The sequence below is a fragment of the Erythrobacter sp. KY5 genome, from assembly GCF_003264115.1.
Taxonomy (GTDB): Bacteria; Pseudomonadota; Alphaproteobacteria; order Sphingomonadales; family Sphingomonadaceae; genus Erythrobacter.
This window is the reverse complement of record NZ_CP021912.1, coordinates 1,009,708-1,035,353: the sequence shown is the minus strand read 5'-3', so window position 1 is coordinate 1,035,353 and position 25,646 is coordinate 1,009,708. Positions and strand designations below refer to the sequence as shown.

The 25,646-nt window shown below is 60.2% G+C and carries 20 protein-coding genes; 5 read left to right on the top strand and 15 right to left on the bottom strand.

All coding sequences use genetic code 11. The features are described 5' to 3' along the window. The first annotated feature begins 223 nt into the window (after positions 1–223). Together CD351_RS04960 and CD351_RS04955 are read left to right on the top strand one after the other, a co-directional pair. Positions 224–898 carry an OmpW family protein gene (locus CD351_RS04960; RefSeq protein WP_111993594.1) on the top strand — a complete coding sequence of 225 codons (675 nt, stop codon included), beginning with the start codon at positions 224–226 and terminating at the stop codon, positions 896–898. A 24-nt stretch (positions 899–922) separates the two neighbouring features. Next, positions 923–1,699, top strand: coding sequence for a DUF2189 domain-containing protein (locus CD351_RS04955; RefSeq protein WP_234027231.1), 777 nt, complete (start codon positions 923–925; stop codon positions 1,697–1,699). A gap of 83 nt (positions 1,700–1,782) precedes the next feature. On the opposite strand, the gene CD351_RS04950 is transcribed toward CD351_RS04955, so the two are convergent. After that, positions 1,783–3,177, bottom strand: coding sequence for a DcaP family trimeric outer membrane transporter (locus tag CD351_RS04950; protein ID WP_234027229.1), 1,395 nt, complete (start codon positions 3,175–3,177; stop codon positions 1,783–1,785). Between the two features lie 156 nt (positions 3,178–3,333). On the opposite strand from CD351_RS04950, the gene acs reads away from it, so the two are divergent. Then, positions 3,334–5,259: an acetate--CoA ligase gene (gene acs, locus CD351_RS04945; RefSeq protein ID WP_111991581.1), complete on the top strand. Its 1,926-nt coding sequence runs from the start codon at positions 3,334–3,336 to the stop codon at positions 5,257–5,259. 4 nt (positions 5,260–5,263) lie between these two features. Then, positions 5,264–5,899: a response regulator transcription factor gene (locus CD351_RS04940; protein ID WP_111991580.1), complete on the top strand. Its 636-nt coding sequence runs from the start codon at positions 5,264–5,266 to the stop codon at positions 5,897–5,899. Here the strand turns inward: CD351_RS04940 and CD351_RS04935 are convergent. From CD351_RS04935 to CD351_RS04915, 5 genes are all read right to left on the bottom strand, one after another. Further along, on the bottom strand, positions 5,869–9,252 hold the full coding sequence (locus CD351_RS04935) for a PAS-domain containing protein (protein ID WP_111991579.1): 3,384 nt from the start codon (positions 9,250–9,252) through the stop codon (positions 5,869–5,871). The two genes, CD351_RS04940 and CD351_RS04935, sit on opposite strands and share 31 nt — an antisense overlap. Before the next feature lie 114 nt (positions 9,253–9,366). Then, positions 9,367–11,142, bottom strand: a complete 1,776-nt coding sequence (locus tag CD351_RS04930) for a sodium:solute symporter family protein (RefSeq protein WP_111991578.1) — start codon at positions 11,140–11,142, stop codon at positions 9,367–9,369. Positions 11,143–11,155: 13 nt separating this feature from the next. Beyond that, positions 11,156–11,515, bottom strand: a complete 360-nt coding sequence (locus CD351_RS04925; protein WP_111991577.1) for a DUF4212 domain-containing protein — start codon at positions 11,513–11,515, stop codon at positions 11,156–11,158. Positions 11,516–11,639: 124 nt separating this feature from the next. Further along, entirely contained in the window at positions 11,640–12,311 is a 672-nt protein-coding gene (locus tag CD351_RS04920; protein ID WP_111991576.1) for an exonuclease domain-containing protein, read from the bottom strand. After that, positions 12,308–14,170, bottom strand: a complete 1,863-nt coding sequence (locus CD351_RS04915; protein ID WP_111991575.1) for a putative nucleotidyltransferase substrate binding domain-containing protein — start codon at positions 14,168–14,170, stop codon at positions 12,308–12,310. Before CD351_RS04915 ends, CD351_RS04920 begins: the two co-directional genes overlap by 4 nt. Positions 14,171–14,522: 352 nt before the next feature. Between CD351_RS04915 and CD351_RS04910 the strand changes: the two genes are divergently transcribed. Then, positions 14,523–15,179, top strand: coding sequence for a response regulator transcription factor (locus CD351_RS04910; protein ID WP_111991574.1), 657 nt, complete (start codon positions 14,523–14,525; stop codon positions 15,177–15,179). A gap of 9 nt (positions 15,180–15,188) precedes the next feature. Here the strand turns inward: CD351_RS04910 and CD351_RS04905 are convergent, their stop codons facing one another. From CD351_RS04905 to CD351_RS04865, 9 genes are all read right to left on the bottom strand, one after another. Next, the gene (locus tag CD351_RS04905; RefSeq protein WP_111991573.1) at positions 15,189–16,898 is read right to left on the bottom strand and encodes a S8 family peptidase; all 1,710 of its coding nucleotides are present in this window, start codon (positions 16,896–16,898) and stop codon (positions 15,189–15,191) included. Between the two features lie 84 nt (positions 16,899–16,982). After that, positions 16,983–17,168 (bottom strand): hypothetical protein, encoded by a 186-nt coding sequence (locus CD351_RS04900; RefSeq protein WP_111991572.1) that lies wholly within the window; start codon positions 17,166–17,168, stop codon positions 16,983–16,985. A gap of 87 nt (positions 17,169–17,255) precedes the next feature. Next, entirely contained in the window at positions 17,256–17,690 is a 435-nt protein-coding gene (locus CD351_RS04895) for a hypothetical protein (protein ID WP_111991571.1), read from the bottom strand. 338 nt (positions 17,691–18,028) lie between these two features. Beyond that, on the bottom strand, positions 18,029–19,288 hold the full coding sequence (locus CD351_RS04890; RefSeq protein WP_162627616.1) for a reverse transcriptase family protein: 1,260 nt from the start codon (positions 19,286–19,288) through the stop codon (positions 18,029–18,031). 429 nt (positions 19,289–19,717) lie between these two features. Continuing rightward, the gene (locus tag CD351_RS04885; protein WP_111991569.1) at positions 19,718–20,656 is read right to left on the bottom strand and encodes a nuclear transport factor 2 family protein; all 939 of its coding nucleotides are present in this window, start codon (positions 20,654–20,656) and stop codon (positions 19,718–19,720) included. Positions 20,657–20,747: 91 nt separating this feature from the next. Next, positions 20,748–21,767: an alpha/beta hydrolase gene (locus tag CD351_RS04880; RefSeq protein ID WP_199797904.1), complete on the bottom strand. Its 1,020-nt coding sequence runs from the start codon at positions 21,765–21,767 to the stop codon at positions 20,748–20,750. A 128-nt stretch (positions 21,768–21,895) separates the two neighbouring features. Further along, complete coding sequence (locus CD351_RS04875; RefSeq protein WP_111991568.1) at positions 21,896–22,786, bottom strand: helix-turn-helix domain-containing protein; 891 nt, start codon at positions 22,784–22,786, stop codon at positions 21,896–21,898. Positions 22,787–23,078: 292 nt separating this feature from the next. Continuing rightward, the gene (locus CD351_RS04870; RefSeq protein ID WP_234027282.1) at positions 23,079–23,864 is read right to left on the bottom strand and encodes an alpha/beta fold hydrolase; all 786 of its coding nucleotides are present in this window, start codon (positions 23,862–23,864) and stop codon (positions 23,079–23,081) included. 176 nt (positions 23,865–24,040) lie between these two features. After that, positions 24,041–25,561 (bottom strand): arylsulfatase, encoded by a 1,521-nt coding sequence (locus tag CD351_RS04865; protein ID WP_162627615.1) that lies wholly within the window; start codon positions 25,559–25,561, stop codon positions 24,041–24,043. Between the last annotated feature and the right edge of the window lie 85 nt (positions 25,562–25,646).

Here is a 25,646-nt window from a genome sequence, read left to right as displayed (position 1 = left end):
AATGCATCGGCATCAGCCTCGCGGCATTGGCGCATCAGCAGCAAAAATCCTGGGCCGCATCGGGTGGCCACTGCTGCACTTTAAGAAGGAGCGAATGTCTTGTGAAGAACTGGTCGGCGTAGGCCGCCTGGTTCGCCGGATGGCTGATTTTCCGCTTCGTGATCGGTCTATCGCAGCAAGCATTCCTTCGATTGAAGGACCAATGTTTCAAGGAATACGAACGATGAAAAAGACCCATGCTCTTCTCGGCCTCGCAGCCGTAGCAATGGTAGCTTCGCCCGCTGCGGCGCAGGACCGCGCCGGAGATGTGCAGGTCAAAGTCCTCGCGACGGGCGTTCTTCCCGATGGCGGGATCGACGAGGTTGTGCTGGACGATGTCGGCTTGCCGGCAGGCACCGACGTTGAGGCAAACGACAATTATGTGCCGACTATCGCTGCCGAGTACTTCTTCACCAACAACTTCTCGATCGAGACCATCGCGGGTGTTTCGCAGCACGATGTCGATGCAATCGCCGGCCTGCCCGCTGGCACCGAAGTCGTGTCGGATGCCCTGCTGCTGCCAGCAACGCTGACGGCCAAGGCACATTTCGATGTCGGCGGCATCAAACCCTATCTCGGCGCGGGTGTGGCGTACTTCATGTGGCTCACCGACGAGACCGGTGCTGGCGTTGCGCCGCTTGGCGTGACCGACACTGACCTTACCGATGAATTCGGCTTCGTCCTTCAGGGCGGTGTCGATATTCCGATCGGTGACCAGGGCTTTGGCGTGACGCTGGATGCCAAGCGCTATTTCATCGGCACCAACGCACAGTTCTTCGTCAACGAAACGCTGGTTCTGGAAACCGAGCACAATCTTGATCCCTGGGTCGTGAGCGCAGGCGTCGCTTACCGGTTTTAAGGGATCACGAAAGGACGGGGACGTTTGGGGAAAACCGCAAGCAACACCGCGCAGCCGAAACCGCTGGTAATCGCTCAGGATCTCGCTTTCGAGGACTTGCGCGCGGCGCTGGCTGCGGGCTGGCGGGATTTTGCAAGCGCTCCCCTTTTCGGCCTTTTCTTTGCCGCGATTTTCGTGGCTGGCGGGCTGGCTCTCACCTACTTCCTTGCCGCGCGCGGGGAATACACCTGGGCGATCCCGGCGGCCGCCGGGTTCCCGCTACTCGCGCCATTCACCGCCGTAGGTCTGTACGAAGTCAGCCGCCGGCGCGAACTTGGCCTGCCGATGAGCTGGTCCGCCGTTCTGGGTGCCGTAAGAGGGCGCGGGGACGAACAGATCCTGGCGATGGGCGTCATCATCTTCGTGGCGTTCGGGTTCTGGGTCATCGTTGCGCATGTCATTTTTTCCATCGCGATCGTGGAAGCGGGCTCAGGTTCTGAATCGCTCGCATTTCTCACCACTCAGGCCGGGCTGGTCATGCTGGCAGTGGGCAGCGCGATTGGCGCGGTCATGGCGCTGGTGTTCTACGCCGTCACCGTCTTCAGCCTGCCTATGTTGGTCCATCGCGAGATCGATTTCCTGACCGCCGTGATAACCAGCGTTGCCTGCTTCAGGGCCAATGCCCGCGTGCTTCTCATCTGGGCAGCGATCATTGCGGGCGTCCTTTTCGTAAGCATCCTTGCAGCCTTTCTCGGCCTCTTCATCGCTCTGCCGCTGTTCGGGCATGCCACCTGGCACCTTTACCGACGCGCTATACAATAGCCCCGCCGGCACTGGGGACCGGCGGGGCAGAATGGCTGCGCGTATTGGAGAGAGAGACCCGCGCTGCCTGAGACGTATCTGACCTAGAAGTTGTACCGGGTCGAAAGCTGCACCCTTTGCAGATTGCCGCTGCGCCCGTCTTCAAGCGTGCGTTCGGCGTACATCAGCTCGATACCGATATCGATCGGGTCGACCGGGCTCCAGATGACGTTGGCAAAGGCATTCCAGCTTTCGTCCGTCACCTGATTGGTGGTGAGCAGGACCGGGTTGTCAGCCTTGAAATACGAACCTGCGATCGTCGAGCGGACATCGTCTGACCAGACGTGGCGATAGGCGGCAAAGCCCGAATAGGTGAAGATAGGATCAAGCTCGCCCGCAGCCGTGATCGCCGCATCATTGACGAGATTGAGGCCGATATAGCGGCCCAGCCCATCGCCAGCGGTCGCCATGAAGCGGAAATCGTCGCGCTGACCCACCTTGATCTTGCCCGAAACGCTGAGGCCATAGCCAAACGCGCTGTCATCGACGCCCATCAGATCGTCGGTCGAGATGTGCAGCTGGCGCACGATCCCTGTCGCGGTCAGCGAACCCCAATCGCCGCCCCAATTGTAACGCGCGACGACATCGGGCAGCTGATCATCGCCCGCCTCAAGCCGCGTGCCCGTCGGCGTGGTCACGACTGTTTCCGGCTGCTCGACGGCAAGCTGCAAACCGCCATTTGTGTAGCGGATAAGCGGCTGGCGATCGAACACCGTGCCCGGCGTTACGCCGATGAAATCGAGACTGTCAGGAAGCGCGCCGACATTCTGGAATGTCGACCAGGCCTGGCCGAACATCCAGTTATCGTAGGTGATGAATGCCTGCCGGATACGCGGCACGAAGCTGTTCGAAATCCGCTCGTTCCCGCCCTCGGTGACGTTGAAGTCGAGCTCGATATGGCTCTTGAGCGTATGGTCGCTGCCCACGTCGGTTTCGGTGTTAAACAGGAACCGCGTCTGGCGCGCGCTGAAGTCGGTATCGAAGCCGCTCGCGTCCCCGCCTACCGGAATGGCCACCGGAATGAGGAAGTCGCGCAGGATCGAATTGTTCGGGAGTTGCCCGCCGCTGGTGCGCTGGCTGATTGCGTCGAGTTTGACATAGCCACCATAGCTGAAAGTCGTCTTGCCCGGGCTCGATACGCCTCCCGATGGCGGTGCGGCGGCGATCTGTTGGGCAAGATTATCCTGGCGGGTTTGCAGGTCCTGTGTCGCGGCCAGCAGTGCCTCACTTTGAGCGCGCATCTGTTCGCGTTCCGCCATCAAGGCACTTTGCTGCTGCTCGGTCGCGCCTTGCTGCGCATCGAGCCGTTCGATCAGACCTTCGACCAGCGCTTCCAGCCGGTCCAGCCGATCCTCGACATTACCATCCTGCGCCATTGCAGGCGATGCGGCCATCATGGTGCTGGCGAGCAATGCTCCACGAAAGGCTGGCTTCCCCATTGTCATCTTATCCCCTCCCGATCCTTTTGGATTTGTCGGATCAGAATGACGCGGCACATCGCGGGCGCACAGCTAGCGGATAGTCGTACGACCTTTGTCGCAGAGCGTTGGAGCACGCCAATGCAGTAAAAGCGGCGGCGTGAAGGGAGAATCGACATGATGCACGCCGTCCAACGCCCACAATCGAGCCGCTCCACGCATTGCGTGAGCGAGCAATATGGCGAGCTCTACCGCCGCTCGGTGGAAACGCCCGATGCGTTCTGGCTTGAACAGGCGCAGAGGCTCGACTGGTTCGACATGCCCGCAAAGGGCGGCGAGTGGTCGTACGATCCAGTCGATATCAAGTGGTTCGCCGACGGAACGCTCAACCTTTGCTACAACGCGGTTGACCGCCATCTTGAGGCGCGCGGCGACGATACTGCGATCATCTTCGAGCCGGACGATCCCGCGACCCCGGCGCGCACGCTCACCTATCGCGAGCTTCACGGCGAAGTGGTGCGGATGGCCAACGCGCTTCTTGCCATGGGCGTGAAGAAGGGCGACCGCGTCACGCTCTACATGCCGATGGTGGTCGAAGGCGTCACCGCAATGCTCGCCTGCGCACGGATCGGCGCGATACACTCGGTGGTATTCGGTGGCTTCTCACCCGAAGCGCTCGCCGGGCGGATCGAGGATTGCGGCAGTCGATTTGTCGTCACTGCCGACCAGGGTCTGCGCGGTTCGAAGCGTGTGCCGCTGAAAGCCAATGTCGATGCCGCGCTCCAGATCGAGGGCGCAGATGTCGACGGCGTGCTGGTCGTTGCACACACCGGGGCGGACGTTGCGATGACGCAAGGCCGCGACCATTGGTTCAGCGATCTCGCATCGGACAAGGACGTGCCATGTGAAGTAATGCAGGCCGAAGATCCGCTCTTCATCCTTTATACCTCAGGCTCCACCGGAAAGCCCAAGGGCGTGCTTCATACGACCGGCGGATATGGCGTGTGGACTGCGACGACGTTCAACTACGTCTTCGACTACCAGCCGGGCGAGTATTACTGGTGCACTGCCGATATCGGCTGGGTCACGGGGCACAGCTATATCGTCTACGGCCCGCTGATGAACGGCGCGACCAGCGTCGTCTTCGAGGGCGTGCCCAACTATCCCGATCATGGGCGCTTCTGGGACGTGGTGGACAAGCACCAGGTCAATATCCTCTACACCGCGCCTACCGCGATCCGCGCCCTGATGCGCGAGGGGGACGACTTCGTGACGAGCCGGGATCGCTCGTCACTGCGCCTGCTCGGGTCGGTCGGCGAACCGATCAATCCGGAGGCATGGCGCTGGTATTTCGACGTTGTCGGCGAAGGGCGCTGCCCGATTGTCGACACATGGTGGCAGACCGAAACGGGCGGCGTGATGATCACTACGCTTCCTGCCGCACACGACATGAAGCCGGGCAGCGCAGGCCTTCCGTTCTTCGGCATCCAACCGCAACTGGTCGACAATGATGGCGGCGTGCTCGATGGCGCGGTCGAAGGCAATCTGTGCATCACTGCCAGCTGGCCGGGGCAGGCGCGAAGCGTCTACGGCGACCACGAACGCTTCGAACAGACCTATTTCAGCACCTACCACGGCAAGTATTTCACCGGCGACGGGTGCCGGCGCGACGAAGATGGCTATTACTGGATCACGGGCCGCGTCGACGATGTCATCAATGTCTCCGGCCACCGAATGGGTACAGCGGAGGTCGAAAGCGCACTGGTGCTGCACGACAAGGTCGCAGAGGCGGCAGTGGTCGGATACCCGCACGATATCAAGGGACAGGGCATCTATTGCTACGTCACCTTGAATGCCGGTGAGGAAGGCTCCGAGGAGCTCTTCAAGGATTTGCGCGCCCATGTCCGCAAGGAGATCGGCCCGATCGCGACGCCCGATCATATCCAGTTCACCGATGGTCTGCCCAAAACGCGATCGGGCAAGATCATGCGGCGTATCCTGAGAAAGGTTGCGGAGAACGATTACGGGTCGCTCGGCGATACATCCACACTGGCCGACCCGTCCTTGGTTGATCGTTTGATCGAAGGGCGGCAGAACCGCTGACAATATGGCCCAGCGGATCATCATCGCCGACGACCACCCCCTCTTTCGCACCGCGCTTAGCCACGCGGTCGCGAAAGCGTGGCCCGAGGCGCAGATTGTCGAGGCGAGTTCCGCTGGTGCTGCCCGATCAGAACTGGAGGGCGGCGCGGAAGCCTTGTTGCTCGACCTGCACATGGAAGATTCCAACGGCTTGTCGGTCCTGATGGACCTTCGCCAGGAGTTTCCGGCGCTGCCCATCGCTATCGTTTCAGCCAGCGAAGAGCCGCGCGTCTACGCAGCCGCTCAACAATTAGGCGCGGCGGCTTTCATACCAAAATCATCTGGCCTCGACGAGATGCGCGACGCCTTGAACGCGGTACGTGAGGGCGATGCGTGGTTTCCTGAAAGCAATGTCGAAGAGGACGACGACCTCGCGCGCATGGCAAGCCTCACCCCTGCGCAGCGCCGCATCCTCGAGGCGATGCGCAAGGGCCTGCTGAACAAGCAGATCGCCTACGAACTCGATGTCAGCGAGGCGACGGTGAAAGCGCATATCACGGCGATCTTCCGCAAGTTGGGCGTAAACAACCGCACGCAGGCGGTGCTGGTCGCGGGCAAGCTGGACGTTGATCAGCCGGTTGCGGACTCAGTCCCTGACTGATCTGTTCCAGACGATTTCGCGCGCGACAGGCAATCCGAAATCAGCGCTCTCAGCGCGCCGGGTGACGAGGGCTTGAGCAACCGATTTGCGTCGATAGAGCGCGCGGCCAACGCCGTTTCTTCGCTACCTTCAGCGGTAAGCAGGATGACGGGTGGCTTTGCACCCCACTGGTCGCACAGCGCCCTGTAAACACCGTCTCCCCGCTCCTCTCCATCGAGCCGGTAATCCATTATCACCAGATCCGGGCTGGCAGGCATGCGCGAGGCAGCCTGTGCAAGCGAGCCTGCGCAAGTTGTGCGCAATCCCCACTTCTCAAGCAGCGCGGAAGTCGCGTTGAGCGCCGCTTCGTCATTATCGACAACCAGAACCGCTGCATTATCCATCTGCCGCGCGTTACGCTGGGGCTTTGCGCGTTGCGGCACCGCGCTCCAGCGCATCAACGGCATGTGGAGCGAGAAACAGCTTCCCCTGTCCGGCTCACTGGTGGTCTCGACATGGACGTCGAGCAAATGCGTGATCCTGCGCACAATGGCGAGGCCCAGCCCAAGCCCTTCGCGGTCCCTGGAGGAGGCGCGCTGAAACTCGTCGAAGATGCGTTCGACATCGGCCGCTTCAATGCCGCGGCCTGTGTCGTACACCTTGAGGCGAATATCATCGCCGGCACGCCTGACGCCCAGTAGCACGCCGCCTTTCTCGGTGTAGCGGATCGCATTACTGACAAGATTGCGCAGCACGCTCGCCAGCAGAGCGCGGTCGGTTACCACCCATGCGCTGGTCTGCACGCGGCGAAAACGCAGCCCCTTTGCCTCAGCCTGCACGCTGAATTCGCGCACGATCTCATCGAAGATGCGGTCGATGGCGAGCATTTCAGGCTTGGGCGTGATGCCCCCTCCATCGAGCTTGGAAATGTCGAGCAGCGCACGAATGAGCCGGTCGGCAGACGCGATCGACCCGTCGAGATCCTTCACCAATTGCTCGAGCTGAGGCGTCCCGCTGACCTCTTCGTCGAGGGCTGACGCAAACAGGCGAGCAGCGTTCAGGGGCTGGATCAGATCGTGGCTGGCCGCAGCGAGGAAGCGCGTCTTGGACCGGGTGGCGGCCTCAAGCGCGGCGTTCGCCTCGCTGAGCTGCACAGTGCGTTCGGCAACCTTTTCCTCCAGCGCCTGCTCTGCCCGGCGGTCGGCGGTGATATCGGTGTAGGAGGTGACGTACCCTCCCTGTGGTGCCGGCGAACCGACGATCCGCATGATCCGTCCATCGTGTTGCTCGCGCTCCATCCGGTGCACCGCCCCTGAGCGCATGTATTCGAGGCGACGTTCAACCTGCTCTTCGATGTTGTATTCGTCGAGCCCGATGCGCTCCAGATTGAAGCAGATGAGCCGGGCGATAGGCGTGCCGACGCTCACCAGATGATCGGGCAGCTCGAACATTTCCTGATAGCGGGTGTTCCACGCAACAAGGTTCATCTCGGCATCGACCACGGCAATGCCCTGGTCGATGTTCTCGATAGCAATCTGGAGGAGTTCGCCGCTGAAGGACAAACGGCGGTTGGTCTCGTCGAACATTGCGACGATATCGGGCAGAGGGACCGGGTCGCCTCCCGCCCACGAATTGACAAGCATCCGCGCCGACGAGCTTCCGACGACACCTGAAATCGTGCGCTCGGCCATCGCAATGACCTCGGCATCGGCCCTGTCACGGTCGCGATAGCTGAGTGACATGGCGGCGATGGCATCGTCTGCGCGGCTGCGGCCCACGAACTGAGCCAGCAACAGGCGAATGTCGGCCACGCGCTTGTTGGTGACGCGCGGCTGCATGCCACCCGCTGCGCCGCTTCCCGCAAACGCTGCTGCCTGTGCTGCGTCGATGAGCGAAGGACGCGAGAGGGAAGAGCCGATCCAGTAGGCCGCGCAATTCGCACCAAGGCTGATAAGGACACCGGAGACAAGCGCGTCAGGGTGAACCAGGACAATTGGCAGACTGTTCGTTGCCGTAGGAAACACAAGCAGCGCGAACCACAACACGAAGCCGGTAAATAGGCCTGCGATCATGCCGCCGCGATTGCCCGCCCGCGTCAACATGCCAAGAACAAGACCCGGAGCAAATTGTGCGACGGCGGCGAAGGCGAGGGTGCCGAGTCCGGCCAGCGCAGTCAGCGCCGAAAAGCTCTGATTGACCATGAATGCGAGCGCCAGCACGGCGGCGATCACAAAGCGCCGCACTCTCAAGAGCTTGCGTGCGATTTCGGACCGATCACCCGCGCCGCGCAACTCGCGTCGGAAAGCGACCGGCGCGATCAGGTCATTGGTGATCATCATCGAAAGCGCCACGCTTGCGACAACGATCATGCCAGCCGATGCGGCAAAACCACCGATAAACACCAGCAGCGCGAGCGCTTCGTTTCCGGTCGAAAGCGGCAACGCCATCACGATGGTGTCCGGATCCGTCTCTGATGGCAGGGCGCTCAAACCGGCGAGGACGATAGGGACAATCACGGCAGAGGTAATCGCGAGATAGATCGGGAACACCCAGCGCATGGAGCGGCTTGCCCGGTCGCTCTCCGCCTCCACGAAAGTCATGTGAAACTGGCGCGGCAGGCACAAGGCCGCACAGGCCGCGATCAAGGTCAGGACTGCGAAACGCGCATCGATCTGGCCGAGATTGAAAACCTCGCCAATCGAAGGGGCTAGCGCTGCGTTTGACAGAGGCTGTCCCAACAGGATTGCAATCGCAAGTGCCGCCAGAGCGAGCAGCGCAACAAGCTTGACCACCGATTCAAACGCGATGGTCAACACCAGACCCGCATTGTCGCCCGGATGGTCGGCTCGGCGCGAGCCGAACAGGATCGCGAACAGCGCCATGAGCGCCGCCACCATCAAGACAATCTCGTCGAGCGCGACGCTAGACTCAAGCTCAGGGTCGAGGACCAGCAGCGAATTGCCGACCGACCGAAGTTGCAAGGCCATGTAGGGTAACGAACCGACAGTCGCGATTACGGTCACCAGCGCTGCTACCGTGGCGCTCTTGCCATAACGAGCGGAGAGAAAGTCGGCGATCGAAGTCGAATGCTGAGCCTTGGCCTGCGCGAGGACGCGCCGCACGAATGTGAAGCCAAACGTGAAAACAAGGATCGGGCCAAGATAGATCGGGAGAAAATCCAGCCCCGCGCTCGCTGCCGTGCCGACACCTCCGAAAAAGGTCCAGCTGGTGCAGTAAACCGCAAGACTGAGGCCGTACACCGTCCCCGAGTGGCGCATCAGCCATGCGGGCGCACCCCGGTCGCGGCGAGCCGCCAGCCAGAATAGAAAAACCACATAGGTCGCAGCAGCAACAATGGCCGCACCCAGAAGCATGATCCCAATCCTCTCCCATCAAGAAGGCTAGAGCAAAGCACCGATAAGGCAAGAAAAAGGGGCGGCGCCGCTACGGCACCGCCCCTCTTTGCGCGATCCTGCTACTATACAGGATCAGTGTGCGTGGGCTTCTCCGGCTCCGCGCGGGACGCGGATCGAGTCCACCAGCTTGCGGATCTCGACCGGTGTGCCCTTGGTCACGCTGGCGACCGCAATGGCCACACCGAAGTTGATCAGCATGCCGATCACTCCGATGCCTTCAGGCGAAATCCCAAACAGCCAGTTCTCCGCGACGTTTGCCGCCGGGTTCATCAGCTTGAAGTACAGGATGTAGCTGAAGGTGAAGACCAGGCCTGAGACCATCCCTGCAATCGCGCCTTCCTTGTTCATCGCCTTGAAGAAGATGCCCATGAAGATCGCGGGGAACAGGCTCGATGCCGCAAGCCCGAAGGCAAACGCCACCACCTGCGCCACCCATCCCGGAGGATAGATGCCGAGATAGCCTGCCACCATGATCGCAGCGGTCGCCGCAGCGCGCGCTGCAAACAGCTCTCCCTTGGCCGAGATGTTCGGCGCAAAGGTGCTCTTGAGCAGATCGTGGCTGATGGAACTGGAGATCACCAGCAACAGGCCCGCTGCCGTCGACAGGGCCGCCGCAAGGCCGCCCGCCGCCATCAACGCCACCACCCAGCCGGGCAGATTAGCAATCTCAGGATTGGCAAGGACCAGCGTGTCACGGTCGACATAGACCTCGTTCTCGCTTTCCATGTTCGGCGCATTCGCCACCAGACGCTCACCCGAAGGACCGGTTTCGCCGGTGAATTCAGGCTTGCCCTCGAAAGCGGTTCCGGGGCGATACTGCATCACACCGTCGCCGTTTTTGTCCTGCCAGGCGTAGAGGTCCGCATCTTCCCAGTTGGTGAAGAACGGCTCGACTTCGGTGTATGCGACATCGTCAACCTTGTTGATGAGGTTGTACATGCCGAATGCGCCGATGGCCGGAGCGGTGGTGTAAAGCAAAGCGATGAAGACCAGCGCCCAGCCTGCCGATTTGCGCGCATCCGATGCCTTGGGCACCGTGAAGAAGCGCACGATCACGTGAGGCAGACCGGCGGTGCCGACCATCAAAGCCATGGTGATGCAGAACATGTCGATCGTCGACTTGCTTCCGGCGGTATACTGGTTGAAGCCCAGATCGACGAGCACGTTGTCGAGCCGCTCGAGCATGTACATGCCAGACCCGTCCTGCACTTCCGATCCCAGCCCGATCTGCGGGATCGGATTGCCCGTCAGCATGAAGCTGATGAAGAAGGCTGGCACCATGTAAGCGAAGATCAGCACGCAATATTGCGCAACCTGAGTGTAGGTGATCCCCTTCATTCCGCCCAGAACGGCGTAGATGAACACGATGCCCATCCCGATGATCACGCCTGCGGTGATGCCAACGTCAAGGAACTGCGAGAACACAATTCCCACGCCGCGCATCTGACCTGCGATATAGGTGAAGCTGATGAAGATCAGGCAGATCACCGCCACCACGCGCGCCGCTTTCGAATAGTACCGCGTGCCGATGAAGTCGGGCACGGTAAACTGTCCGAACTTGCGCAGATATGGCGCAAGCAACAGCGCGAGCATGACGTATCCGCCCGTCCACCCCATCAGGTAGACAGACGCGTCATAGCCCATGAAGGCAATGAGCCCGGCCATTGAAAGAAAGCTTGCCGCGCTCATCCAGTCGGCAGCCGTGGCCATTCCATTGACGACCGGATTGACCCCGCCGCCTGCGACATAGAACTCTTTCGTCGAACCCGCGCGGCTCCAGATGGCAATGCCGATATAAAGCGCGAAGCTGGCTCCGACGAAGAGATAGATCAGGGTTTGCGTTTCCATTGTCCCCTCCCCCTCAATCGTCGAGATCGTATTTGCGCTCGATCTGCTTCATACGAACGACGTAGAAGAAGATGAGTGCGATGAAGACGTAGATGGAGCCCTGCTGCGCGAACCAGAAACCGAGCGGGTATCCGCCGAGCATGAACTGATCCAAAAAGTCGCGGAACAGGATGCCGGCACCGTATGAAACGGCGAACCAGATCACCATCAGCGATACGAGCAGGCGGACATTCTCCCGCCAATACGCCCCTTCGGCTGCGTTTGTTTCTGCGGCAGGCGCATCGACAGATTTCTCACCAGCAGGCGCCGTATAGCCAGCATCGTGAGTGTCGTCGAAATCGCCGGAGTCCGCTGTAGACGCTACATCGTCCATAACTATCCCCTCCTTCTACTCCCATGGGTCCGAGAGACTCTTCTTCGAACCTTCACGTGCAGGCTATGGGCTTGGGGCAGCGTGTGGGAGATGGACTTTAGTCTTACACCCCGATCAATCGGGGCTAGACCGCTTCAAGCCACCCCAGGGTCACGCCCGAGGAAAGGCGGGTCAGCTGCGCCTGAAACAGTTCAGCGGCAGCGATTGCATCGGTCAGCGCGTCGTGCGCGCGATATTCAGGAAGGCCGTACCTTTCCCGCGTCGGGCCAAGGCGGTAGGCATCGGCCCCGGCAATCTCCGGTCGAAGATGCTTTTCCAGCCTGAGTGTACAGATCGCGCGCACGGGCAGGTTTGCGCCGTAAAGCGACTTCGCCGCCTCCTTGATGGCGGTCACTTCGATCGCGGCGGCGTGTGCAACGATTACCCGGCCTGCAAGAACACTGAGCAATTCTTCGGCCACGTCACCGATAGGCAGCCCGGCGCTGGCCCTATCCTCGCCGATACCGTGCACCGTGACCGCCTCGCGGTTGAGCGTTGCATCGCTGTGTATGTCCAGCGAACGCGCTTGCTTGAACGTGATCGCCCCGACGCGGAACGGGGTCCAACCCGCCTGAAGCAGATGCGCGCCTTTGCGCAGCCCATCGAGTTCAAAGTCCAGAGCGAGAAACGCAGCCTCGCTTGCCGGTGTGTCCGCTGAAGGCCAGGCGGCATTCGCATAGGCTTGAATAAGAGGCAGGTCGGATCGGCGGAGCGCCGTCAGCGCGCGTTCAAATCTCCAGCGCGTTAGCAAATTCATGCAATGCCGCCTGCAAAGTTGCGCCGTACTGCATCCAGCCCGTCGCGGATCACTTTCAGCGCATCCTTGAGATAATCTCTTTCAAGCGAAGACAAGTCAGCTGGCGCTATCGCGTTGTCCGGACTCTCGCCGCGCTCGATCTGGCGGGCCTGATGCGCAACGCGCAGGGCATTAACAAAAGCGAATGCATCCTCAAGACTGTTCGCATCGTCCGGGTGCATGCGCCCCGCGTCGACAAGGGCGGCAAATCGTTCTGACGTGCCCACGGCGCTTACCCCTGCGGACAGCGCGTGTGTGCGAGCGATATCGATGATCGGCAGGATCGCCTGTGACTTGGCGTTGAAGGTCTTTTGTCCATCCTTGCCCTTGTCGAGGACCAGATTTCTGAAGACGCCAAGCGGAACCTTTGAACGCAGCGCGTCGCGGGCAAGGAAGCTGATGAACAGCGGGTTGTCCTTGAACCGCGCAAGCACTTCGCGCCGCAGATCTGCAACGAGAGACATCTCGCCATGGACGCTTCGCATGTCGAAAAAGATCGTTGCGCGAAGGACCCGGTCTTCGCTGGGATTGGTGATCCAGCTGGTATAGCGGTCGCACCAGTCCTTGAAACGCAGGCGCTGCTGCGCGTTCTTCGCCATGATGCCGCCCTTGCAGTAGACAAAGCCGCTATCGTGCAAAAGATCGGAGATGCGGGTTCCCAGCGCTTCGAAATAATGCTCATCCTCGGCTGTCGCGCTGTCGGCAATGACAAGTCCGTTGTCCTGATCGGAGCCCACAAGTTGCTCTCCCCGTGCAAGCGAGCCGAAGACCACCAGCGCGTATGGGCACGGAGGCGGGCCTAGTTCGGCCTCAGCCAGTTCCGCCGCCCGCCGATGCGCCGCCTCGCCCAGCGCGGAGGTAAAGCGCATCACGTGCGCCGCATCGACCCCGCTTGCGACCATTGAGGCGAAACTCTCGGGGATGTGCTGGCACGCTTCGATCAGCTGACCTTCAGTCTTGGCCTTGGCAATCATCATGCCCGCATCAATGGCGTTGCTACCGATGGCGGCGAGAATGTCGGTTGCCGACACTATCCCCATCAAACCCCCGCTGTCATCGAGGATCGGCAAGTGCCTGAAACCCCCGCTCGCCATCAGCGCGATCGCTTCTGCAATCGGGCTGTGTCGGGGCAAGGTACGCGGCGCTGGCGTCATCACATCGGCAATTGGCCGTTCGAAAGGGACGTCCTGCGCGACCACGCGCTTGCGAATATCCTTGTCGGTGAAAATCCCGGCCAAGGCTCCGTTGTAGCAGATCGCAAGCGTCGAGACATCGTGCTCGACCATGATTGCGACCGCGCTCGCAATCGTCGCATCCGCAGGACAGGTCACGGGCGCGGCGCGTGCGATAAGCTCGCCAACCTGGCGGCTCTTGATCGAAAAGGCGCTGCCTTCGCGGCGTTGCTTGAGTGCATGTTTGAGCCGCGCGGCTTCGTCGTCATCGAAGAAGCCTGCAAATCCCGGTGAGCTTTCGCGAAGCGAATGAAAATGCTCCGCCGGAAGCGCGTAAAGCAAGGTGTCTTCGATAGCGGTGGTCGTATTGCGAACCTCCCCGCCTCGAAGGAGCGACGGGTAAGCAAAGCACGAACCCGCCCCGAGCCGCGCGGTAAGCTCTTCGCCGGCAAGCATCAATTCGACAGCGCCCGACCGCACAAGGAAGAGCCTGTCGTTATGCGCTCCCGCCTCGATCACGGTCTCACCGCGCTTGCGATAAGTGACTTCGATCACCCGGCTGAGCGAGCCGAGCTTTTCATCGCCAAGCGCACCGAAAGGCGGTGTCGATCGCAGGAACCGGACAATTTCACTGATCTCGCTCGCCATAGGCTGTGAGCATAGCGTGCCTTGCCGATTGTGGCGATGCGACTTTCGGGTGAGGGTTGACCGCCGTGGATGACCCGTCGTCCGCCGGGTCCACGCACCCTTCCCGAAGGCTTTGGGATGCACGAATTTCCGGAGCTGCGTTTCGCAAGTTAGCCCGAGTAAGAAAACAATGTACCAAATATTCAGGCGAATAGGTGCCTATCCTATGACAGACTAAATTATATTAGGGAGCACCGAGTAGATTCTTTTTCCATCACATGCCGGTCAAATTCTCTTGCCGTTAAGTACAGCTGGCCGCAATTCCTTAGGTATGTTATGATCGAGCCTTCGCTTTGATGCATTGGGGGGAAAGATGGCGGTTGCCCTCGCGCTACGAAATGCGTTGTATCGTAATGCCTTATCCGACAGCTTGTCGCGGTTGGGTCACACAGTCGCAGATGCAGCCCCCTCGGTCGATCGCCTCGAGCTTTGCCCCTTAGCCAGCAGGAAAGAGCCGATGGTCGTTTTGACCGAGGCGCCCTCCACCCTGAAGCCACTGGCGCGGGCGCTCGAACCGCTGCGCGATGATACCGGCCAGTTGCGATGTGTCATGTTGGAAGAGAAATTCGATCTGTTCCGACTGGCGGATTGCTTCTCGATCGGCTGCCATGGATTTCTCCTGACCTCGATACCCATCGAGGCGCTCAGCTGCGCGCTGAATTTCGTCGCTTCCGGCCACAGGGTTTACCCCGACAACCTAGGCGAGGCCTTGAATGGCTGGCGACGCAATAACCTCGAGCACAGCCAGTCGAACCCTAAACTGACCGACCGCGAACGCCATGTGGGTGCAGAACTCGCGCAGGGACATCCCAACAAGGTCATTGCCCGGGATCTCCACTTGTCCGAAGCCAGCGTGAAGCTCGCCATTCAGGCATTGCAGCGCAAGCTGGGCGTCAGGAACCGAACGCAAGTCGCTGTGGCACTGGTGGTCAGAGGGCTGGTGCCCACACCATGCACGCGGGATTTCTGAACGAGTTTATCAGGTCAGTGCTTTTGCCAGATCAAGCGCATCGGTGAGCTTCTCGACCAGCCTGTCGACATTCCCGTTCCCACCAGGCTCAGACGGCTCCGATCCAAGATCGAGCTTTGACCAGTCGGGCAAACCCCTGCCCCAAAGTTCAGCGTCGCCCATCGGTCGGCAGGCCTCGAAAAGCGCCTCGCGAATGGCCGATGCGCGGGCATCGTTGCGGGCCATGTCCCGAAGCTCGGCGTTGTGCTGCAACAGCCTCGCCGTGAACCCTGCCACATGAGGGCTGGCCATTGATGTTCCGCTGATTTCGGCGAAAGGGACGGGATTATCGGAAGGGTAGGTCGAAATGATCCCCACCCCGGGCGCAGCGACGTCGATTTCAGGGCCGCGGCAGGAAAAGCGCGCGATGAAATAGACACCATCGGCATCCTTATCGTTGGTTATCGCAGCGCTGTTGGTGCTGTCTTCTGGAAAGCGATCGGCACGGCCTAGTGCTGCGACGGCGATAACGTTGTCAAAGGCCGCGGGGTAGTTGACCTTGCCACCTGAATTTCCCGCGGCGGCAATCATGACCACCCCGCTCTCGAAACACCTGTCGATCTCGTCATTCAGCAATTGCGAAGGTGTCGCCATCCCAAGGCTCATATTGACGACGTCGATCTCGTTCTCGCGGCAATAGCGAAGCGCCTTGATGAGTTTGGATATCTTCGCCTGTGGGAACACGCGCAGACCGTGGAGCTCCGCATCCGGTGCAACGCCTTGCACTCCGAATGCGTTCGCGGCCCGTCCTGCCGCGGTCCCGGCGACATGAGTGCCGTGGCCGGAGCTGTCGAGGTTGAACGTGTCGTCGTCAGGATCATCGCCAATGGCAAACGCCTTTCCGCGCGTGGCGTGCTCAAGATCAGGGTGATCGTTGTCGATCCCGCTGTCGATAATCGCGAGGCGCACAAGCGGGGGATTTGGCGCCGGATCCGTGAGGTTGAGATCCACGACGCCCCATGGGGTGCCCTGCTCCTCGGGGAAACCGGGCAGACCGCTGGTCCCTTCCGCAAGCGATAGCAAGGTAACGACGTTAAGAGCTGCCGCACCGGTTCCGCTGACGAGATCAGGCCGCGCAATCGTGCGAGACCAGAATCCGGCAGCCGGTTTGATGGTGAGCGAAGACAGGCTCTCAAGCGTTTCGCCCAGCATGTTGAGTTCCGCAACGCCATTGTTTCCGGTTAGCGCCTGATCGAACCACATCTCTCCGCTCAGGCTGACACGCGCTTTCGGGATCGCTTTGCCATCTGCGTCGACGACGTTGATCCGGATGCGCAGGCTGTCCGCATCCAGCGGTACCATTGTGGTGAGGCCATGCATTTGCAGCAGACCGCCCGTATCGAGCATTTCGATATCTTCATCGAGTTCCACGAGGAGGTTTGCGTGGCGATCGCGCAGATTGTCCGCCGCCGTCTCGCTCAGCTTGGCTACAACGATCGTCGAATCCGGTTGCCCTTCTTCAGCGAGGGCCAGTTCATCCCCGTCGGGAGGGGTGATGACCGACATAATCTCCATCTCGTCCTGCGCGCCCGCATCATCGTCTGCTACCGGGGCAACCGCGATGACCTGTTCGATCGCTTGCTTGATCTGCGCCCCGCTCATCGGTTCCCCGTCGAGGGGCATCGTTTTCTTGTTGCTCACCAGATAGACCGGGTTTCGCGGCTGGATGATATTGGCCACGTCGCATCTCCTCGTTTTCGACTTCACCCGTTGATCGGGTTGTGTTGGGTCAGACGGACGCTTCACTGGTCCGCAAAAAGTTCCTCAACCTGGACGCGGCGCAAGTTCGGCAAGCGTTTCGAGCGCCGCGTCGATCTGTTTCACGAGCCGGGCCACAAGTGCTGCGCGCGGTTCGCTTTCATCGCCACCAGAGTTCTCACGGTACCAGGCATCGAGAAACTCAACCTGTTCATCGATATTGGCAGCGGTAATCGTGTCATTGTCAGCCATCGCGAAGGCCTCACTTGGACGGATGGGTTTTGATAGGCCGCGCTGGTCAGCGCCGCCCGGCGCCGCCAGAGCAGCCCTCTGCTCGAACTAGAGCTTCGACTTGATGCACCTGTACGCGGCCCAGGCACGGCGCAGTGCGGTCGCGTATTTGCCGCTCTTGAACGCGACGACCGCGGCAGTGACCTTCGGTACGCAGCTGGCGAGCTTGCGATACTTCTTCACCAGCCTGATCAGCTTGCGGATCAGTTTTTGCACCTTGTTCTTGAGAAACCGGCCGGCGAAGAGCGCATCTGCTTCGCTATCGGCCATCGAGCTGAGCGACATAACGTCGCCGTCGCCAAAGTCAGCGCCGAACACTTCGAGTTCGGTGCCGCTCAGTTCCGCTTGAAGTTCGCCCAAGTCGCCTGAACTTGCGCCGGCCGAATCTTCGTCGGACATCTCAAAGTCACCGAAGTCGTTGGCGAGCTCGCCCAGTTCAGCTTCGAGTTCGCGCAATTCCTGCGCTGTGAATTCATCGGACATACCTTGGACTCCCATGTTTACGTAATCGCAGAGCGTCTGCGACACGTGAGATGGTCCAGATTTGTCGGGACAATTTAAGAGCGCGTCCGCCTAACCGATGAGCCCATCCGGCTCGCAAATGATCGGCATGCGGACAGCTTTGTGAGCAGGTGGCTAAGGGACGAAGAGATTGATGGGATCGGGCATTCCGGCCTACCGTTGGGCTATAGCTATTATCCGAACGGATGCTCATTTGGCCGATCGGCAGCTGTCTTTGGCCACTTGGTTGTTCGAATGATGCGCAAATTGCGTCTGTCGCGAACAATCAAGACCGTATCCTCGCTCACAGTCACCGTCGCCTACAAGATCCTTGGTCCCGTCCCGAAAAGTGGCGCGGTCAGACACGCGCACATTTCGGCCTCGATCGGATCCAGCACCCTCTTTAGCCCCAAACGCAAACGCCGCCGATCCTTATCGTATTTCGTCACGGTCGCGCCGAACCTATTTGCGTGTTTCGACGGATGAAAGATCTCGAGATTGAGCAGATCGGCAACGCAGTGTGCGGCCGTCACCAGCCCGACGCCCTTAAGAAAGAATAGCGATCCCTGTCCATTCTTGTTTTCCGTGATCCAAGTAGCTCGGTCTTGCCGCTCTTCATCGGTGGGCGAAACGGCAATAGCTTTGCCAGGAAAACAAGCGTTGTAGCGAAGTATGATACCCCGCACGACCGGATCGGATGTCCCTTTGATACTCGCAAGCCACTCGATTTTCCCGCGAATATGCGCGGACATGGAGCCCGAATGGCCCAGCGACGCAAAACGTGCTTTTGCGTCAGCGTGGCCTTTTATCTCGATGGAGTGGAGCATTGCTCGCAGATTGCGCACAAAGCGTCGGTCGACATTCAGCAATTCGTTGACCTTAAGGCCAGTGACCATGCGTCGCGAGTTACGGTCAGCGTAGTGGATCTTGTCTGGGTTTAGCTCGAAACCATTGCTCCCGATTATCCCGCGCAATTCGGGATCGAGTAGCTCAGATTGCACAGTCCCGGCCGGCGGTATTGGGCCATCAAACGCAGAAGCCATGGGCTGGTGGCTAGATAGCGTGATGTCATCGGCATAGCGCGTGTAGATGCAGCGGTGTTCCTTCGCGTAGCGCATCAACTCACGGTCGAGGCGAAAGCAAACCATGTTGGACAAAAGTGGACTGCTCGGCGCGCCCTGCGGCAAAGACCCCTCGCAGCAACACAGATAACCGATAGCGGCGGCAACGTCGCCGGGAACGCCAATCGCCTCAAGAACTCCAACGACGCGGTTCTCTGTGATCGCTCCGAAAAAATCCTTCAGGTCGATGTTCAGTAGATTTCTGCGGCGCAAGTGGGCTGCTGCATTCGTTTTGACAGACTTGTCCCGAACGAAACCGTGCACTGGATTGCGGACACGATAGAGATTCTCCATCAGGGGAAGTAGCGCCCTTTGAAGATGCTTCAGCCTTGCATCCGGCGCCATGATCCGGCGCCTCTTACCATTTCCCTTGGCCAACTCGAAATAATGGTACATTCCGCGCCGAAACCAGCGGATCTTCTTAAGCTCTGCCTCGGTCAATGAGAGGTATGCAACCAAGGATGATTTGCTTTGCATCTCCGGGGGAATTGGCACGTGTATTGGTGGTGCGAACGGGTTTTGTGGCACGGGATATCTCTTCCAATCACGCCCGGGTTCCCGAGAAGCCTCGGCGCGCACGATTTGCGTTGACGTTAGCTCTTACGCCGCAGTTGCACAGCGCGTATGCGAAGAGATATCCCGCCCAGGGAGAGTAGCAAGCCGTTTCCCGTCTTGCCAATCATTAAACTCAGATAATACTATTTGAATGTCAGATACTTCAGAGCGCCCTTCAAGGCGAGGAACTGCTTCGCCTCTCTGGCTACTCCGGCTTTCACTACGGCAGCTTAGCATACACGATATGCAAAAACCGGACGGTCCGCTTCCGGCCCACAAACGATCGCCCGACCGGTGGGACCGGACGACCTGGCGACTGGCAGCAAGCTTTCCCTACTCCCCGATCGCAAATGCGTATCCGAATTGGCGCGGATCGTAGTATTCGCGGAACAGCGTGATCTTGCCTTCACAATTGACGTGAAACAGCCCACCATAGGTCTGCCGATATTCGCGGCCCGTAGGGACGATATCGACCCGTCCGCGATACTCAGCGAACACCATCTGCGGATCGCGCAACTGGTGGATGACGAGATAATCGGTGAAGCTGGGGTTCTCGGCATTGGCGGGCCAGCCTGAGTAGTGAGCAATCAGCGCGTCGCGCCCGACCACGCGGCTCGGTTTGCCTTCAGTTGCAAAAGGCATGTCCTGAACGTCGTCTGCTGCCCAGACGCCGTTGACCATGCCCATGTCCTTTTCCTCGAGGCCGGTGAGGAATTCGATCACCGCCTGCCGTGTGCGCTGACGCTGGACATAGGGCGCGGGATTGCTGGCAGCAGCTTCCATTGCCAGTCCGAACACGGCACGCGAGCCTGCCTCGTCGATGACGGTGAAGGTCATTGCCGTAACTTTCCAGGCGTCACCCTCGCGTTCGAAAGCGTAGTCGTAGCGACCACTCACCTGCCAGTGCTGGCTATCGACCCAGTGATCGGCCACGACATTCGCGGTAGCGCTGGCGATGCTTCCATTGAGTTCTACCACGATGCCCGAGAGGTCATGCCGGGTGCGGTCGAAACCAGAAAGCGTGCTCGCCCATTGGGTCATCAGTGCGTGCGGGCTGGTGATCTCCCCGGGTTCGCCGGTCAGGCTCGAACAATCGATCCGGATCTCATCGTCGAACAGCGTTTCGAGCGCTTCGAATTCCGATCGGTCAGCAAGGGTGCCGATGCTTTCGATCGCGGTCTCGATGGCAGCGATGTCCGACGGGTTGGCATGGGCCGGGGTGGTCGCGGCGAGCGCGAGTGTCATGGCGAAGGTTCCTTTCTTGAGAAACATGACGGGTCTCCTTTCAGAGAGTTGTGTCCCGTCGCCTTTTTGGGAGAGGGCTGAGGCGAGAGGCACCGGGACGATTGCGCGGGCTGGGGGCTCAACTCCGCAAGAAGTGGGCGGTGACGGCTTCGATCGCAGGATCGACCCCTTTGGGTTGATCGTAAAAATCGAACTGGGTGACGTTGTCGAGCCAGACCTGCGCCTTGGGTGCGCGCAATTGGTCGTAGAATGCCCTTGCACCATCCGGGATCGCGGCAGCATCCGAATGGACGACCAGCGTGGGCTCGGTGATGCCTTCCGCGGCGCGCACCCCATCGAAGGTCAGCCAGCCTTCCCAGGAAGCGAGGTTGAATGTGTTCTCCCATTCGGGGACCAGGCCGCGATCGGGGTCGATGTAGTAGCCTTCGATAGCCATCAGCGCGTCCGAGCCTGAGGGGCCGGCGGCCGTGATAAGCTGCGGCTCGCCAGTGGCGCGTTCGCTGGTCATCGCTTCGCGTCCGGTGGCGATCAGGCCAGCGACACCTTCCTCACCACCATATACGGCATCGACGATTTCGGCGTTGTGGAGCCAGGGCGCGACCAGCGCGAGCGAGGTGAAGATATCGGTGCGCTCGGCGGCGGTCGCCATGTAGCCCGACGAGGCGCAGATTCCGAGCCCGTGGACTTCGAGCACCTCGCGGCGCGACAGCAGGTAGCGTCCGGCCGCCTCAATATCAGCAATCTTCATCTCCGAGTTTTCAAGGCTGCGGGTCGAGCCAGCGCTTTCGCCCCAGGTGCGGAAGTCGAAAGCAAGCGCGACCATGCCGTTCTCGGCCAGGCGCTGCGCATAGAGCGCGGGCATCTGTTCCTTGATCGTGGTCCAGGCACCGGTGACGACTACGGCCTTAACCGTGTTCGAGGCATTGACGCCTTCGGGCACGTAGAGCGTGCCGACGATCATCTCTCCGTTTGATTGAAAGGTGACGCGCTCGGTGGTGTAAGCGGCGTTCTGCGTCGGGGTGGCGATTGCGTTATCGGCAGTCATGGCGAATGCTCCGGTGGTGCTGGCCGGAACCGCTCCGGCAGCGAGGGCGACGGCCGAAGCCGACAAAGCGAAGGATTTGAGGGATTTGAACATCGGGGGGCTCCTTGGGTTCGATTTGACGAACCCTATGTATGAGACCACAACGCCAAAAGCTTGGCGCCGCCTGCTTAGTTTTTGAAAATTCCGACTTTGCGCGTGATCACGGTGTCGGGAAGCTAGAACTAACCGGTAACCGCCTGCCGCTTGCGCCATTCGCTCGATGTCTCGCCGCGCAGCTGCTTGAACATGCGGGTGAGGTGCGGTTGGTCGGAAAAGCCGCAGCTATGCGCGATATCGATTGCCGGGCGGGCCGGATCGGCCAGCATCTCGGCCGCCCGCTCGACCCGGTAGCGGATCAGGAACTGGTGCGGGGTGTCGCCGACCGTCTTCTTGAACAATCGGGTGAAATGCGATGGCGACAAGCCCGCCTCACGCGCGATGTCCTCGATCGTGATCGCGTCGCCGAAGCGGTCGACGATAAAGTCGAGCACGCGCTTGTAGTGCGCAGGCGTGAAAGCACGGGAGAACGCGATATTTTCGGCTTGTTCGTCGCCGTAGCGCTCTACCAGCTTGACGAGAAAAATGCGCGCCAGACTCTCGAACATCACCTGCGAACTGCCTGAGGGCTGGCGCAATGCGTCGTAAATGAGCGTCGCCGCCGTAGTGAGATCGATAGCCTCGAATTGTGGTGTGTCGACAAGTTGCTGGCGGGTCAGGACCTTTCCCAGTTCCTTCTGCGTGAAGGCTTCAAGCCGCGCCGGATCGAGCGTGATGACGATCACTTTCGACCTCTCATGCCAGCGCCATCCGCTCTTAAGGCCCGCAGGCGTGACTACGATCTCGTTCTTGTGGAATATAAAGTCCCGGTGTTCCTCGCCGCGCCAGTTCTCGACGCGATGCGGCTCTTCCTTGAGATTGATGGGGATGTGATGCTGCGAGAACACCTCATGCGGCATCGAGGCGGGCTCGGCTTCGAAGAATTCGAGCGACAGCAACTCCGCCGCACTCGGTCGGACGGTTCCATCGCTGCGGAGTAACGGAGCAGATGGGTAGATGTCCTGATAAGTTCTCATCGTATCGGCTTGCTCGCACTGTAGCGGCGGACCGATGCAATGGGCAATTCGCAAGTGCTCTCAAGTCCCTGTTACGAATTCTCGCGGACAAAAAAGCGTTTCCCAAGCATAAGACCGTCGCCGAAATGCTTCGCAGGTCTGATTAGGCGTCAGAATGCCGATCAGGTGGAGTGTCCATTCTTCGAGGATCGGATCCAAAGACCGGACAGTCTGCAACCGGCCCAACAAAGGACCTTACAATGGGGTCAGCCCTTGCATAGGCCCTCGTCTTGCTAATCGCCCAGTTGCAGTATCATTTCAATTCCGAGACGCTCGTTGCATCCAGTATCACGCGAACGGTTTCTTCTGGCTGATCCCACATCGGGAAGTGTCCGCTACGGTCGAACCAATGCAACGTCGCTTCAGGGAACGCTTTGGTCGCGCGATCCGCCTGCTGCGGTAGACACAACCGATCCTCGCGTCCCCAGCCGATGACAACGGGCGCAGCCGTTTTTGCAGGGCCCTCCTGCATTGCACCGTTGGCGAGGTCCTTCACAAGCGAATTGACGGTGCGCGTATTCGCCAATGACTTCAGTTCACGCGCGACGAATGCCCCGTCGAGCGCCCACGGCCTTGCAGAAAGCTGGGCCATGAGCGCGGCCCGGCCTGCGACATTTCGGGTGATAGCAGGAAGCGCCGGTCGCAGCGCGCGAACCAGAGCAACCGATGGCGTTATGGTGGCTTTGAAGAAGGTGCGCTCCCACCCCTGCCAGAAGCCGCCCGGATCCAGTGCGACAACCGCGCCCGCTCGGCCGCGCCGCGCCATCTCGAGCACTAGGCGAGCACCCAGCGAGCTGCCAACCATATCAACACCTGTAAAATTCTCCGCGCGGAGCCATTCATCCAGACTGCGCGCGAGTCCTTCGAACGTACCACTGTCGGTCTCTTCGCGTGTCTGCCCATGGCCGGGCAGGTCTACGGCAACTACCTCCCTGACTTGAGAAAGCGCAGGCGAGATAGTGTCCCACGAGCCGCAGGTTGCCCCCAGTCCGTGGACAAGGAGAAGGGGTTTTCCGCGCCCCGTGCGCGTGCAGTGCATGGTCATGTAGTGGTAACGTCTCGCGCCGACTTATGGCCCCGAGGATGTCTATATTGCCCAAGGTGAAGCCAAGAGCGGACGGTCCGCTAGCAACCCAAAAGCAGACAGCCTGAATTTCCCTGCTGTTCAGTACGTTGGACGGCGTCAGAATGGTCGACGACCGATTGACTAATTCCTCACAACCCTTCGATTTCAGCCAATCGGACTTTCAATCTTTCTGCGACATCCGGGAATTTGGCGATCACGTTCTCGCGCTGTGCCGGGTCGGTGACGAGATCATAGAGTGCATCCTCGGTCGCTCCATCGACCCTCACTCCGCGGGCAATGCGCACCCATTTCGGCTCGGACCAAAGTGGAAGGGGCAGCCGCCCGAACCCTCCACCGCGCAGAAAGGCCCAGCGCCCTTCTCTCAAGCCAAGGTTGCCGCGTGATCCGTGGTAGACGAGTTCTTCTCGCCCGCGAAAATCACGTCCGAGCAAAGCTTCGAGCACATTGACGCTGTCTGGCGCAGCTCCCTTCGACAAAGGGCGATTTAGAAGCGCTGAGATCATCGCGTACAGATCAAGTTGAGCGATGAGAGCATCATTGGGTCGGCCGTGGTCGACACCGCCATTGGGCCAGGAGACCACAAATGGCACGCGGTGCCCGCCTTCCCAAGTGTCCGACTTGATCCCGCGCAGCCCCGCCACTGAGTCATGACCGAACCGGCGCCATTGCCTATACGTGGTGAACTCCGGTCCGTTGTCGCTGGTCACGATGACCATCGTATTCTCGCGCAATCCGGCCTTGTCCAACGCATCCAGCACCGAGCCAACAGCAGCATCGGTTTGCACGACGAAATCACCGTATGTTCCTGCACCGCTCTTTCCGTCGAATTCCGGCAGCGGAACGACAGGAGTGTGGGGAGCCGTGAGCGAGACCATCAGGAAAAACGGTGTCTGCTTACGCGCAGAATCGGCGATGTAGTCGACCGAGCGTGTAACAAGCTGCGGCATGACCTGGTCGAGCTGCCATCCCGGCTCGCCCGGCCCGCTGCCGTGAATGCCTGCGGTGAAGCCGACGCTGATAAGCGCGGAACGAGGGATGTCGACAAGGCGGTCTGCCACAATGCGATCGTTTTCGATCCAGGCATAGGGCGGCATGTTCGGGATATCGTCACCAAAATAATACGCAAAGCCGTGATCCGTTGGCCCACCGCCGAGATGCCGGGACCAGTCGAATTGCTCATTCCGGGCAACGCTGATCCATCCTTGCTGCAGGATTTCGGCATCCGGCGGGCGGGTGCTATCCTTCCAGGGCCACTCAAATCCCAGGTGCCATTTACCGATCAAAGCGGTGTCATATCCGGCGGACTGCAGATACTCTGGCAATGTTACGAGATCGGGAGCGATGACAGGCTGCCCCCAGGGCATGAGAACGCCGCTACGCAGCTCGGTTCGCCATGCATACTGACCCGTGAGCAAGGCATAGCGCGACGGCGTGCAGACAGTGCTCGCCGAGTGCCCGTCGCGAAGCCAGGTTCCGCCCCGGGCAAGCGCGTCGATATGCGGCGTCGGGATGCGCGACTGCGGATTGTAGATCGAGACATCGCCATAGCCCAGATCGTCGGCATAGATCAGTACGATATTGGGCCGCTGCGACGCATGCGCGGGTGCGGTCACCGTGACCGCAGCGAAAATACCCAAAAAGAGTGACACCGCCCGAATGAAGATTCTCCGTAGTATGATACCACTCCCTCTGCATCGATCCGCCGCACGCTTGCGGCTGTCGCCGATTTGGTTA